This window comes from Nonomuraea antri (assembly GCF_013283785.1).
Classification (GTDB): Bacteria; Actinomycetota; Actinomycetes; order Streptosporangiales; family Streptosporangiaceae; genus Nonomuraea; species Nonomuraea antri.
In genome coordinates, this window is the sequence record NZ_JABCPZ010000279.1 from 1 (window position 1) to 13,004 (window position 13,004).

Here is a 13,004-nt window from a genome sequence, read left to right on the forward strand (position 1 = left end):
ATCACCTTCTGACCGCCACCCCGGCCCCCGGCCCCGCGCCCTCCTCCCCGGCGCGGGGCCGGGGGCACGTTCACCGGCCGCTGATGGCCAGGCCGGCGTACCACTCGGCGTAGACGCGGGCCTTGCCCTTGGCGGGCACGTCCGCGGCGAACCAGGCGGCCTCGGTGAGCGTCGCCCTACTGGCGTAGGACCTGCCGCGGCTCAGCGTGGCGAAGTCCTTGGTGTCGCCGGGGAAGGCGAGCGTGCGGCCGCCCGATCGGGCGGCCGATCGGGCGGTGAACTCGATCCGGCCCCGGACGGCGTGCCAGACCGCGGTGCCGCCGTCGCGGGTCTTGAGCGCGTAGACCTCGGGCGGGGCCTGGTGGGCGGAGCGGACGTCCCACTGGCCCTTGAGCGGCGCCTCCTCCGCGCGCTGCGCCTTGCCCTGCTCGGAGGTGAAGGGGCCGGGGGCGAGGACGCGCAGCGCCTGTTCGTCCTGGTGGCGGGTCTGCCACGACCTGGCCATGGCCTGCGCGACCTGGCGCGGCGAGAAGGCCGATCCGCCGCGGGTGTCGGGCGGCACGGCGGTGGCCAGGCCGTCGCGGTCGACGGCGATGGCGGGACGCTTGACGCCGCCGGCCACGTACGTGCCCGCGGCCATGCGCCAGCCGGCGTCCTCGGTCTTGACGAAGATCAGCTGCACCCAGGAGCCGGCCGCCCAGCCCTGGCGGTTGTACTCGACCAGGAACCAGGGCCGGTTCGCGGTCTTCGCCGGGATGGCGTAGGTGACCTTGGCGAGCGGTTCGACCGGCTTCCTGCGCTCGCCCCTGAGCTTGCGGATGCGGGTCTGGGCCTGGCTGATCTCCAGGGCGAGCCCGGTCTCGGTGCTCGCGGCCGACGAGACGTTCCGCTTGGCGGCGCGTTCCTCCAGGCGGTTGTGCCTGGCCCAGACGCGCTTGGCCTCGGCCAGGGAGACGACGCCCTGCCGCCTGCCCGGTGGTCCCGCCCCGCCCTGTTCCCCCTTGGCGACGCCCTGGCCGCCCTTGGCGAAGGGGAACCCGGTGGGACGTTCGGCGCAGGCGGTGACGGTCACGCAGAGCGCGAGGACCACGCCGGCGAGGGCGAGGCGGTGAGTGGCGGCGCGGTGGCTGGTCATGGCGGTCTCCGGGGTCCGGTTCTGCCACGCCGTACGCGGACGATCGTGATCCCGGTTCAATCATCCACCGGTGGCACTTAATGCGAATTAGTCGCATTTGCGGGTTCTGTGCAAAGGTAGGAGCGCACAAACCGCCGGGTATCGAGTTCCAGGAGGCCCCCGCTCATGCGTGTTCCCGTCCGTCCCCTCGTGGGAGCGCTGCTGGGCCTGCTGCTCACCGCCTGCGCCGCCGCGCCCGGGTCGCCCGCGGCGACGCCGGCCGCGGACCGGCCGGCCGCGGCCGAGCGGGTCACGATCGAGAACTGCGGGCGGACGCTCACCTTCGACCGTCCGCCGGCCAAGGTGGTGACCGGCTACCAGCCCGCGCTGGAGACGCTGCTCGCGCTCGGCCTGCAGGACCGGGTCGCCGGCCGGACGAACTTCTCCGAGAACGGCCCCGACGGCTTCCTGCCCGGGCAGAAGCCCCACTACGACAAGATCCCCGAGCTGTCGCCCACGATCATGCTGCCGCAGAAGGAGATCATGCTGGCTCAGGGCGCGGACTTCGTGCTCGACAACAGCATGCAGAGCTTCGACGCGGCCGGCGGCTACGCGACGGTCGAGGAGCTGAACGCGGCCGGCACCCCGGTCTACATCATGGGCGGCTGGTGCAGCCCGCAGGGGCAACTGGAGTTCACGGTCGAGGACACGCTCACCGACCTGCTCAACCTGGGCAAGATCTTCCGCGTCGAGCCCCAGGCAGAGGCGCTGGTCGCCGACCTGCGCGCGAAGCTGGCCGACGTCCGCCGGAAGGTGGACGGGCGCACCCCCAAGCGGGTGCTGGCCACCGACGGCGGCGCCGGCCCGGTCAACGCCTTCGGCGGCGCCGGGATCATGAACCAGCTCATCACGCTGGCCGGCGGCGTGAACGTGCTGGCCGACGTCAAGGCCGACTACACCGAGGTCAGCGTGGAGAAGGTGGCCACCTCGAACCCCGAGTCGCTGATCGTGCTCGACTACGCCAACCTGCGCGGCGAGAAGATGCCCGCCTCGCGGGCCAAGGCCGACCAGGCCTACGCCCTGGTCAAGGACAGCCCGGTGGCGAAGAGCCGGACGTTCCTGCCGGTCCCGGCCGCGGCCGCGCACCCCGGCTACCGCAACGTCCTGGCGGTCTTCGACCTCGCGAAGTTCCTGCACCCCGACGCCTTCCCGGCATGAGGGCCGATCGTTCCTGGCGCGGGTACTCGCTGCTCGTCCTGGTGCTGACCGCGGCGACAGCGGGGGCGTCGCTGCTGGCCGTCAGCATCGGGGCGGTGCACGTCGGGCTCGCGCAGTGCTGGGGCATCATCGCCGACCACCTGATCCCCGGCCTGGTGACCAGGACCTGGACGGCCGGGCAGGAGCAGATCGTCTGGCAGTACCGGCTGCCGCGGGCGCTGCTCGCGCTGCTGGTCGGGGCCGGGCTCGCGGTGGTGGGCGCGGTGCTGCAGGCGCTGGTGCGCAACCCGCTGGCCGATCCGTTCCTGCTGGGCGTGTCGTCGGGGGCGTCGTTCGGCGCGGTGGTCGTGCTGATCGCCGGGCCGGCGCTGCTGGGCGGGCTGTCGCTGCCGGTGGCCGCGTTCCTGGGCGCGCTGCTCGCGCTGGGCCTGGTGTACTTCCTGGCCCAGCGCGGCGGCAGGCTCACCCCGGCCAGGCTGGTGCTGGCCGGGGTGGCGATGGCGTACCTGTTCCAGGCGCTCTACAGTTTCGTGCTGCAGCAGGCGCAGAGCGGGCGCGCGGCGCAGCAGGTGCTGTTCTGGCTGATGGGCAGCCTGGGCGGGGCGCGCTGGGACTCCCTGCCGCTGCCCGCCGTGGTGCTGGCCGGGGGGCTGGCGTACCTGCTGGTGCAGCACCGGCCGCTGAACGCGCTGATGGCCGGCGAGGAGACCGCGGTCTCGCTGGGCGTGGCCGTGCACCGGTTCAGGGTGCAGTTGTTCGTGCTGACCTCGCTGCTGGTCGGCGTGATGGTGGCCACCAGCGGGGCGATCGCGTTCGTCGGGCTGATCGTGCCGCACGTGGCCAGGATGCTGGTCGGCGGCGACCATCGGCGGCTGCTGCCGGTGACCGCCCTGCTCGGGGCGTGTTTCCTGCAGCTGGTCGACCTGGCCGCGCGGACCGTGAGCGCGCCGCAGGAGCTGGCGCTGAGCATCGTGACGGCCGTGTTCGGGGTGCCGTTCTTCCTGTGGCTGCTGCGGAGGCGCGCGTGAAACTGACCGTCGACGGAGTGCGCGTCTCGCTGGACGGGCGCGAGATCGTCCGGGGCGCCGGCCTGGAGGCGGCCGGCGGCGAGCTGGTCGGCCTGGTCGGGCCCAACGGCTGCGGCAAGTCCACGCTGCTGCGCTCGATCTACCGGGCGCTGCGCCCCTCGGCCGGGCTGATCAGCGTGGACGGCGACGAGCTGGCCAGGCTGGCGCCCAGGGAGGCGGCCCGCCGGGTGGCGGTCGTCCCCCAGGAGACGGCCGAGGAGCTGGACTTCACCGTGGCCGAGGTGGTGCGGATGGGCCGCACCCCGCACAAGCGGGCACTCGACCGCACCACCGCCGACGACCACCGGATCTGCGCCGAGGCGCTGGAGCGCACCGGCATGTCGCACGCGGCCGGCCACCGCTTCGCCCGCCTGTCGGGCGGCGAGAAGCAGCGGGTGCTCATCGCCCGCGCCCTGGCCCAGCGCAGCCCGGTGCTGCTGCTCGACGAGCCCACCTCCCACCTGGACATCAGGCACCAGCTGGAGGTGCTGCACCTGGTACGCGAGCTGGACGTGACCACGCTGGCGGTGATCCACGACCTGAACCAGGCGGCGGCCTTCTGCGACCGCGTCTACGTGATGCGCGACGGCCGGATCCTGGCCGGCGGGCCGCCCGCCGAGGTGCTGACGCCCGAGCTGATCGGCGAGGTCTTCGGCGTGCGCGCCCAGCAGGTCAGGCTCAACGGGCACCTCGGCTTCGTCTTCGACCGGCTCACGCCTTCGTCGCCCCAGCCGTCAGCCCCGTGACGAGGTGCCGCTGGACGAGCAGGAACACCACCCCGGCCGGGATCGCGATGAGCACGGCCGAGGCGGTCAGCAGCCCCCAGTCAGCCCAGTGCTGGCCGACGAACGACTGCAGGCCGACGCCGAGCGTGCGCTTGGTCTCGCTCGACATGAACACGGTCGCGTAGCCGACCTCGCCCCAGGCGGTCATGAAGCAGTAGAACGCGGTCACCGCGACGCCCGGCCTGGCCAGCGGCAGCACCACCCGCCAGAACGCGCCGAACGGGGTCAGCCCGTCGACCAGCGCGGCCTGGTCGATCTCGCGCGGGACGGTGTCGAAGTAGCTCTTCATCATCCACGCGCAGAACGGCACCGCGATCGTCATGTACGCGATGACCAGCCCCGGGATCTGGTCGAGCAGCCGGAGCGCGGCCATCAGGTTGTACAGCGGCACGATGAGGATGGCCACCGGGAACATCTGGGTGATCAGCAGCAGCCACATCACCGAACGGTGCCCGGGAAAGCGGAAGCGGCTGATCGCGTACCCGGTGGTGGCGGCCAGGAACACGCCGAGCAGCATGGTGAGCCCGGCCACCAGCACCGAGTTCAGCAGCCAGCGCGGGAACTGCGTCTCGCCGAGCACCCGGACGTAGTTGTCCAGCGAGGAGTCGTCGAAGAGCCGCAGCTCGGCCGACAGCCAGCCGTCGCGCGGCTTGAGCGAGGTCAGCACCAGCCACACCACCGGGAACAGCGAGATCAGCACCGCCACGAGAAGCCCGGCGTGCAGGCCGATCGAGGCCATCGGGCCGCGCTCGCCGCGCCGCCTGATCCGCTTGCGTCGCCGCACCGCCTTCGGCGGCACGTTGGGCGCGCTCACCACACCTCTCCTTGTCTGCGCAGCGTACGGCGATAGCCGACGGCCAGCACGACCAGCATCGCCAAGATGATCACACCCCAGGCCGCCGAGCCGGCGTAGTCGCGGATGCCGGTGAACGCCTCGCGGAAGGCGTAGGTGACCAGGATCTCGGTCTCGCTGCCCGGGCCGCCCCTGGTGACCAGGTAGATGATGGGGAACATGTTGAACGTCCAGATCGTGCCGAGCAGGATGACCGTGCTCGACACCTGGCTCAGCCCGGGCAGCGTGATGGCGCGGAAGCGCTGCCACGGCCCGGCCCCGTCGACCTCGGCCGCCTCGTAGAGCTCCTTCGGTATCGACTGCAGGCCGCCGAGCAGGGCCACCATCATGAACGGCACGCCGATCCAGACGTTCACCGCGATGACCGCGACCTTGGCGGTGGTGGCCTCGTCGAGCCAGCTCACCGAGTCGAGCCCGACCGCCTGGAGCATGCCGTTGAAGACGCCGTAGTCGCTGTTGTAGAGATAGCGCCAGATGAAGGCGGCCACGAACGCGGGCACCGCCCACGGCACGATCAGCAGCACCCGGTACAGCCCGCGCAGCCGCAGCCGGCGGTTGAGCATCACGGCCAGGCCGAGCCCGATGCCGTAGTGCAGCGCCACGCAGGCGGCCGTCCACACCACCGTCCAGAGCAGCTTCTCCCAGAACAGGGCGCTGGTCAGGATCCGGACGTAGTTCTCCAGGCCGATGAACTCGTAGGTGGCCGGGATGACGTTGACGCCGATCGTGCGGCCGACGGTGGCCTCGGTGGCGTCGGTGAGCGACAGATAGACGCCGCGGGCCAGCGGCCAGCCGATGAGCACCGCCATGACGACCAGCACCGGGGCGATCATCGCCCAGGCGTACCAGTGCCTGGACCAGGACCGCCGTAACCGGCCGGGCTCGTCGCGGCGGGGCTCGTCACGGCGGGTCCGGCCGCGGGCGGGCTTGCCCGCGGCCGTCACACGCGTCGAGGCCACGGCTCAGCTCCAGTCCTTCATGATGCCGCGGTACTGCTCGTCGACCTTCTTCAGCATCTCCTCCGGCGTCGACGTGCCGCCGACCAGCGCCTGGTAGCCCTCCAGCAGCGGCTGGAAGAGCTGGCCGCCCTCGGGGATCCACGGGCGCGGCACGGCGGTGTCCATGATCGGCTTGAACACGGCGACGTCGGCGTTGCTCTTGACGTCGGCGTTGTCGTAGGCGGAGGTGCGGGTGGGCAGCAGGCCCAGCTCCTTGGCGATCTTCGCCTGGGACTCGACCGTGGTCATGAACCGGACGAACTCATACGAGGCGGGCAGGTTCTTGGAACCGGCGTAGATGGCCAGGTTCCAGCCGCCGGTCGGGGCCGCGGCCTTGGCCGAACCGGCCGGGACCGGGGCGATGCCCAGGTTCGCCTTGTCCGTGAACTCCTTGCCCTGATAGATCTCCGACAGCGCCCACGGGCCGTTGTAGATCATCGCCGCCTTGCCCTCCTTCAGGGCGGTCATGGCGTTGGCGTAGCTCTCGGTGGTGGCCGGCTTGGGCGCGGCGCCGGAGGAGATCAGGTCGGCGACCGTCCGCATGGCCTGCACGTTCTGCGGGGAGTTGACGACGATCTTCTTGTTCTGCACGTCGAGCAGGTCGCCGCCCTCGCCGTACATGAAGGGCAGCAGGAAGTAGGAGTCGACGTTGAGCGCCAGACCTGCGGCGCCCGTCTTGGACTTGACGTCGAGCGCGGTCTGCTTGAGCTCGGCGACGGTCGTGGGCGGGGTGTCGTGTCCCGCCTCCTTCAGCAGCCGCTTGTTGTAGATCAGCGCCAGGGTGTCGGTGACCTGCGGGACGGCGTAGCCCTTGCCGTTGTACTTGGTGCTGCTCAGCGGGCCGGGCAGGAAGTCGGACTCGTTGTCGACGGCGCGGGTGCCGTCGAGCGGCTGCAGGTAGCCGAGCGAGGCGAACTGGGAGGTCCAGGCCACTTCCGAGCGGATCACGTCGGGCGCTCCCGCGCCGGCCTGGGCGGCGGTCTGGAACTGGTTCTGCGCCTGGTCGGACGGGACGTTGACGTACTTGACCTTGATGTTGGGATAGGCGGTCCGGAACTGCTTGATCAGCGCCTGGAAGGTGGGGCCTTCGCTGTCCGGGCGGGTGGTGTCCCACCAGGTGATCTCGCCGCTGATCTTCGACGGGTCGGCGGGGGCCGGGGCGGGCGCGGGGGCCGCGTCGCCGCCGCAGCCGGCCGCCGTCAATACCACCAACAGTGCCGCTGCCGGTAAGGCTCGCCGCATGTCCTTCTCCTCATGAACGCAGGGACGGCCGGAGTGAGGCGGAGGGTTTCTGCAACGTATTGCATAGATCGCTTTCATCTCCCAGGAGGTACGGCCGGCCCCGATCCGAAACCGTTTTCCCAGGTCATCTTGCACAGGCCCCCAGCAGAGCATGGGCGTTCGCCGACGTCAAGGCTAGAAAGCGGTATATGGCTTCGCAGAAACTTTCTGAAAGCATTGCAAGGATCTTGGCATGTGAGTACCTTCCCGGCAACCCCCTCGAAACCTGGAGGTTCCGATGACGCGGTTACCCGGCTGGACACTCCTGGCAGTCGTCCTGGCCGCTCCGCTCGCGGCGCATGAGCTCCCGTCCGGCGGGAACGATGACCGCGCGGGCGCCCGGACGTCACTCGCGGCGCCGCCGGCCGAGGGGGCGAGGAGGCTGAGTCAGAGCACGGACGAACGCGCCGGCCCGCCCGTCGACCTGTCGAAGGCCCGCGCGCACTGGATCGACCGCGACACCGTCGCCTGGCGGGTGACTCCGGCGGGCACCCGCTTCTGGCTGGCCGTCAGCGACACCGGCGACCTCGCCCACGCCGGCGGCGACCTGACCGGCGCGGCGCGGCTCATCAGGCTCACGCCCGGCACGCTGACCGACGCCCAGCGTCGCGCCTGGCCGCACCTGGCCGGCCACACCGCGCTGAAGGTCGACGCGCGTGACGCCGGGCTGGTCGAGCGGGCGCTGCGCGGCCAGGTCGCGGCTGTCGAACGCGACGCGGGCGGACGGCTGCTGGCCGCGACCGGCGTGCAGCTGCCCGGCGTGCTCGACGACGTCTACGCGGCGGCCACCACCGTCACGCTGGGTCCCACCGGGCGGGCTCGTCCCCGGCTCTCCGTGTGGGCGCCCACCGCGCGCGAGGTCGAACTCGCGCTCTACGACGGCGGCGGGCGGAGTGTGCACCCCATGCGGCGCGACGACGACACCGGCGTCTGGTCGGTGACCGGGACGCCCGCCTGGCGGGGCAGGCAGTACACGTACCTGGTGACGGTCTACTCCCCCGCCGCGGGCGCGGTCGTCACGAACGAGGTCACCGACCCCTACAGCCTGAGCCTGACCGCCGACGGCGGGCGCAGCCGGATCGTCGACCTCGATGACGCCGCGCTGAAGCCGCCCGGCTGGGACCGGCCGGCCAAGCCTCCGGCCGTCCCGCAGCACCGGGCCTCGATCTACGAGCTGCACGTGCGCGACTTCTCCGCCTCCGACGCGAGCGTCCCGGCCGGGCTGCGCGGCACGTACGCGGCGTTCACCGGCGAGTGGCGCGGCATGCGCGAGCTGCGCGCCCTGGCCGGCGACGGCCTCACCCACGTGCACCTGCTGCCGGTCTTCGACCTCGCCACGATCCCCGAACGCCGGGCCGACCGGCGTGAGCCGGACTGCGACCTGGCCGCCCTGCCGCCCGACTCCGAGCTGCAGCAGGAGTGCGTGGCCAGGACCGCCGCCACCGACTCCTTCAACTGGGGCTACGACCCGATGCACTACACCGTCCCCGAAGGCTCCTACGCCACCGACCCCGACCGGCGGATCGAGGAGTTCCGCGGCATGGTCGCCGGGCTCAACCGGGCCGGGCTGCGCGTGGTGATGGACGTGGTGTACAACCACACGCACGCCGCCGGCCAGGACCCGCGCTCGGTGCTCGACCGGATCGTGCCCGGCTACTACCACCGGCTGCTCGACGACGGCACCGTCGCCACCTCCACCTGCTGCGCCAACACCGCGCCCGAGCACGCCATGATGGGCAAGCTGGTGGTCGACTCGGTCGTCACCTGGGCCAGGCAGTACAAGATCGACGGGTTCCGCTTCGACCTCATGGGCCACCACCCGAGGGCCAACCTGCTGGACGTCCGCCGCGCGCTCGACGCCCTCACCCCCGCCGCGGACGGCGTCGACGGCAGGTCGATCATCCTGTACGGCGAGGGCTGGAACTTCGGCGAGGTCGCCGACGACGCCCGATTCGTCCAGGCCACCCAGGCGAACCTGGCCGGCACCGGCATCGGCACGTTCAGCGACCGGCTGCGCGACGCGGTACGCGGCGGCGGGCCGTTCGACGCCGACCCGCGCGTGCAGGGCTTCGGCTCCGGCCTGGCCGGCGACCCGAACGGCGCGCCCGCCAACGGCACACCCGAGCAGCAGCGGGCCAGGCTGAGCGGCTACGCGGACCTGATCAGGATCGGGCTGACAGGCAACCTGCGCGACTACGTGCTGCCGTCGGGCAGGAAGGGCTCCGAGATCGACTACAACGGGCGGCCCGCCGGATACGCGGATGCCCCCGGCGAGGTCGTGACGTACGTGGACGCGCACGACAACGAGACCCTGTTCGACGCGCTCGCCTACAAGCTGCCGCAGCCCACCTCGATGGCCGACCGGGTGCGCATGCAGGCGTTGTCGCTGGCGACGGCGGTGCTGGCGCAGGGCACGACGTTCGTGCACGCGGGCAGCGAGCGGTTGCGCTCGAAGTCGCTGGATCGCAACTCCTACGACTCGGGCGACTGGTTCAACCGGCTGCTGTGGGACTGCTCGGCGGGCAACGGCTTCGGCGCCGGGCTGCCGCCGAAGGCGGACAACGAGTCGAAGTGGCCGTTCGCGCGGCCGCTGCTGGCCGATCCGGCGCTGCGGCCCGACTGCGCCGCGATCAACGCCGCCCGCGCCCGGTACGGGGAGTTGCTGCGGATCAGAACGTCCTCGCCGGTGTTCGCTCTCGGGACGCTCTTCGAGATCCAACGCCGCCTGACGTTCCCACCGACCGTGGACGGGGTCATCACGATGCACCTGAACGGCACGGACCTGGACCGACGCTGGCGCTCGATCACCGTGGTGTTCAACGCCACCCCGCAGCCCCAGGAACAGCCGATGCCGGCCCTGGCCGGGCAGCGGGTGCGCCTCCACCCGGTGCAGGCGGGGTCGGCGGATCCGGTGGTGCGGCGCTCGTCGTTCGACCCGGCGACCGGCACGCTGACCGTCCCGGCCAGGACGGTGGCCGTCTTCGTCCGTTCCTGAGCCGGGTGATCCCAATCCTTCGGCAAATCGGTGGATACCTCCGCATTACCCTCCGGTGATGTCACAGAGTCGGACTTCTGGGAAGAAGTCGTACCGACGTGCCGAATAGCGCCCATCACTGGCGCTGGCCCTCTTCCCGGCGCAGACTGAAAAGACGGCTATCGCGTGGAGCAGTGGAGCACCCGTGGACAATCACCTTGATCACATGCCGGTCCTGTCCCGTGGCAGGCATCGCAACCCGAAGCGCGGTGCCTGTTTCATGGAACTGGCCTCCTACCTGGCCGGAGAGCGGTGGAGCGACCACCCGGCCTGCACGCACCCGTTGCTGGCGGCGCTGGCCAGGCTCGTCAACGACAACACCGGCGACGAGAGCCGCGCCCAACTGGTGAATCTCGTCCCGTCGATCATCGATCTGGCCAGCGACGACCTGCGCGTGGACGCTCACCTCGCGCTGCGCTGCGCCACCACGGCCCTGCCCGTGGCCGCCGCCGAGCGCCAGCTCGCGCTCGCGGTGTCGGTGCTGGCCGCCGAGGAGATGCTGGCCAGGCTCGACGGCGCCCCGTCCGGACGGCTCAGCGAGCGGAGCAGGCACGCGATGGAGCAGGTCCCGCACGCCGCCGAGCAGGCCAGACGGTTCAGCCGGGCCGCCAAGATCACCGAGAAGGGCTTCCGCAGGTACGCCGCGCCGAACGCGGTGCAGCTGGCGGTGGTGGGCATCGTCCAGGCCTGCATCCCAGACCCGGACAAACTGCTTCGAGAACTGCTGGAGTCGGCGATCGAGGACTGCAAGGCCCTCATCCACGGCACACCCGCCGAGACGCCCGCAGAGACGCCGGCCGTGCCCGCCCCGGCCCGGATCTGAACCTTCACGGCGGGAAGATCAGGAGTAGAGGAGGTCGGCGGGGTCGAACGAGACGGGGAACGGCTCGCTCAGCGTGACCGTTTCCCCGGGCTTGGCCTGCGTGACCGTCTCGTACCCGTCCGGCCCCAGCTCCAGCACCTCGACGCACGGAATGTCGGGCCCATCGATGTCGACCCGGACGAACACCGGAATGCCGCCCGCGGCGTACTTGACCGGCTTGATCTCGTAGTCCCGCACCCGGTTGCCCGGACCAGGGCTGACCACCTCCACCACCGCGGCGATCTCGGAGGCGGGAAAGACGGCGAGACCCGACATGAGCAACGCCCCGGGCAACACGGCGATATCGGGAATCAACCCGCTCTCGCCGGTCGTGACGTTGATGGTCTCCACCGCCTCCAGCCCGCTCCCCGCCCGGTGGGCCGCCGCCGCGAGAATGGCCCGCAACCGACCGGCACACAGCGCATGCACGCCAGAAGCCATTGGACTCACGACGAAACTCCCGTCGATCAACTCGATGCGCTCCCCGGATTCGGGCAGCTTGAGCCAGTCATCGACGGCGTAACCGGAGGCGTGACCCGAGGGAAACCAAGGCACGCCCTCGGGAGGCGGATGTGCGATCAGCCAACCTTCGGTCGCCAGAGCACTCATCTCGTGGTCACCTTCCATGAAACCGAGTCTCGCACGCCACGATCAGCGCGGCCATAGCGAGCGCAGTCGATCAATAACGCAAAGTGACGTAAGGCCAGGCATGCACTGAGCGCCGAAAGGGACCGCCCTGCCCGAAGGTCAGGAGTGAAGGAGGTCGGCGGGGTCGAACGAGACGGGGAACGGCTCGCTCAGCGTGACCGTTTCCCCGGGCTTGGCCTGCGTCACCGTCTCATACCCGTCCGCCCCCAGCTCCAGCACCTCGACACGCGGGAAGTCGGCTCCTTCGATCTCGACCCTGATGAACACCGGAATGCCCGCCGCCGCATACTTGGGCGGCTTGTCTTGATAGTCGCGTTTGTGGTTACCGGGACCGGCGCTCACGACCTCGGCCACGGCGGCGACCTCCGAGGCCGCGACGACCGTCATGTTCGCCAAGACCAGGGGGCGGGGCAGGACCACGACGTCGGGGATGAAGCCGTCGCCCACCACCTCGATGTTGAAGGCCTCGATCACCGCCAGGTCTGATCCCGCGGCCCTCGCCGCCGCGTTGAGTATGTTTCTCAGCCCGCCGGCGCAGAGTGCATGGAGACTGGTAGCCGAGGGGCTCACGACGAAACTCCCGTCGATCAACTCGATCCGCTGATGGATCTCGGGCAGCTTGAGCCAATCGTCGACCGTGAAACCGGAAGGCCCACCGGCGGGAAACACCACGGCCTCACGGGGAGGCGCGTGGGCGACCAGCCATGCTTCATGTGCCAGAGCGCTCATCTCTTCGTCGCCTTCCATGGAGCGAGTCTCGCACGCCGTTCTTCCTGCGGCCATACGCGGTCATGCGATCACAACGAGTGACGCGTTGACATTACTCTCCGTTTATCTCTCGTCGCGCCCTTTCCGAATAACTCGCGTCTTTGCAGGTCAGGCAAGCCTTTCCTTCGTTGCGGATCATCTGGTATTTGCCTACATTTCGCAATAAGGGTGAATTTGGGGAGGATTGTTGTGACTATTGAGCTGGCTCATCCGTACTCGCCGGAAAAGCACCACAGCCACCGTGACGTGACCGGTGGCTGGCTGCGGCCGGCCGTGTTCGGGGCGATGGACGGGCTCGTCTCCAACTTCGCGCTGATCGCCGGAGTGGTCGGCGCGGCCGGGGCCGGGCGCGGGGCGGTGCTGGTGACGTCCAGGT

12 protein-coding genes are annotated in these 13,004 nt (G+C 70.6%); 6 read left to right on the forward strand and 6 right to left on the reverse strand.

Going from position 1 to position 13,004, the window contains the following annotated elements; all coding sequences use genetic code 11:
- Window positions 1–70: 70 nt before the first annotated feature.
- Entirely contained in the window at window positions 71–1,135 is a 1,065-nt protein-coding gene (locus HII36_RS48170) for a hypothetical protein (RefSeq protein WP_173530106.1), read from the reverse strand.
- A 165-nt stretch (window positions 1,136–1,300) separates the two neighbouring features.
- On the opposite strand from HII36_RS48170, the gene HII36_RS48175 reads away from it, so the two are divergent.
- Genes HII36_RS48175 through HII36_RS48185 form a run of 3 tightly spaced genes read left to right on the forward strand, consistent with a single transcriptional unit; the run spans window position 1,301 to window position 4,145 of the window.
- On the forward strand, window positions 1,301–2,332 hold the full coding sequence (locus HII36_RS48175; RefSeq protein ID WP_173530107.1) for an ABC transporter substrate-binding protein: 1,032 nt from the start codon (window positions 1,301–1,303) through the stop codon (window positions 2,330–2,332).
- Window positions 2,329–3,360, forward strand: a complete 1,032-nt coding sequence (locus HII36_RS48180) for a FecCD family ABC transporter permease (protein WP_173530108.1) — start codon at window positions 2,329–2,331, stop codon at window positions 3,358–3,360. The genes HII36_RS48175 and HII36_RS48180 overlap by 4 nt, the downstream gene beginning before the upstream one ends.
- Window positions 3,357–4,145 carry an ABC transporter ATP-binding protein gene (locus HII36_RS48185; protein WP_173530109.1) on the forward strand — a complete coding sequence of 263 codons (789 nt, stop codon included), beginning with the start codon at window positions 3,357–3,359 and terminating at the stop codon, window positions 4,143–4,145. Before HII36_RS48180 ends, HII36_RS48185 begins: the two co-directional genes overlap by 4 nt.
- Here HII36_RS48185 and HII36_RS48190 read toward each other — a convergent pair.
- From HII36_RS48190 to HII36_RS48200, 3 genes are read right to left on the reverse strand one after another with little or no spacing between them, the layout of a single operon-like run.
- A complete protein-coding gene (locus tag HII36_RS48190; protein ID WP_328808227.1) occupies window positions 4,111–4,998 on the reverse strand; it encodes a sugar ABC transporter permease in 888 nt (295 codons plus the stop codon). The genes HII36_RS48185 and HII36_RS48190 overlap by 35 nt on opposite strands.
- A complete protein-coding gene (locus tag HII36_RS48195) occupies window positions 4,995–5,996 on the reverse strand; it encodes a carbohydrate ABC transporter permease (protein WP_328808228.1) in 1,002 nt (333 codons plus the stop codon). Before HII36_RS48195 ends, HII36_RS48190 begins: the two co-directional genes overlap by 4 nt.
- A 3-nt stretch (window positions 5,997–5,999) precedes the next feature.
- A complete protein-coding gene (locus HII36_RS48200) occupies window positions 6,000–7,244 on the reverse strand; it encodes an extracellular solute-binding protein (protein ID WP_328808229.1) in 1,245 nt (414 codons plus the stop codon).
- A 310-nt stretch (window positions 7,245–7,554) separates the two neighbouring features.
- On the opposite strand from HII36_RS48200, the gene pulA reads away from it, so the two are divergent.
- Both pulA and HII36_RS48210 read left to right on the forward strand, forming a co-directional pair.
- Window positions 7,555–10,311 (forward strand): pullulanase-type alpha-1,6-glucosidase, encoded by a 2,757-nt coding sequence (pulA, locus tag HII36_RS48205; RefSeq protein WP_173530111.1) that lies wholly within the window; start codon window positions 7,555–7,557, stop codon window positions 10,309–10,311.
- Between the two features lie 205 nt (window positions 10,312–10,516).
- Entirely contained in the window at window positions 10,517–11,173 is a 657-nt protein-coding gene (locus HII36_RS48210; RefSeq protein ID WP_236004770.1) for a hypothetical protein, read from the forward strand.
- Between the two features lie 18 nt (window positions 11,174–11,191).
- Here HII36_RS48210 and HII36_RS48215 read toward each other — a convergent pair whose 3' ends face one another.
- Window positions 11,192–11,839 (reverse strand): Uma2 family endonuclease, encoded by a 648-nt coding sequence (locus HII36_RS48215; protein WP_173530112.1) that lies wholly within the window; start codon window positions 11,837–11,839, stop codon window positions 11,192–11,194.
- Between the two features lie 120 nt (window positions 11,840–11,959).
- A complete protein-coding gene (locus HII36_RS48220; protein ID WP_173530113.1) occupies window positions 11,960–12,607 on the reverse strand; it encodes a Uma2 family endonuclease in 648 nt (215 codons plus the stop codon).
- A gap of 210 nt (window positions 12,608–12,817) precedes the next feature.
- On the opposite strand from HII36_RS48220, the gene HII36_RS48225 reads away from it, so the two are divergent.
- Window positions 12,818–13,004: VIT1/CCC1 transporter family protein (locus HII36_RS48225; protein ID WP_173530114.1), on the forward strand; the 187-nt coding region annotated here is incomplete at its 3' end.

Excerpts from the sequence above, each read along its gene's own strand:
- HII36_RS48170 (WP_173530106.1), bottom strand. The coding sequence starts at position 1,135 with ATGACCAGCCACCGCGCCGCCACTCACCGCCTCGCCCTCGCCGGCGTG.
- HII36_RS48175 (WP_173530107.1), top strand. The coding sequence starts at position 1,301 with ATGCGTGTTCCCGTCCGTCCCCTCGTGGGAGCGCTGCTGGGCCTGCTG.
- HII36_RS48180 (WP_173530108.1), top strand. The coding sequence starts at position 2,329 with ATGAGGGCCGATCGTTCCTGGCGCGGGTACTCGCTGCTCGTCCTGGTG.
- pulA (WP_173530111.1), top strand. The coding sequence starts at position 7,555 with ATGACGCGGTTACCCGGCTGGACACTCCTGGCAGTCGTCCTGGCCGCT.
- HII36_RS48210 (WP_236004770.1), top strand. The coding sequence starts at position 10,517 with ATGCCGGTCCTGTCCCGTGGCAGGCATCGCAACCCGAAGCGCGGTGCC.
- HII36_RS48215 (WP_173530112.1), bottom strand. The coding sequence starts at position 11,839 with ATGGAAGGTGACCACGAGATGAGTGCTCTGGCGACCGAAGGTTGGCTG.
- HII36_RS48220 (WP_173530113.1), bottom strand. The coding sequence starts at position 12,607 with ATGGAAGGCGACGAAGAGATGAGCGCTCTGGCACATGAAGCATGGCTG.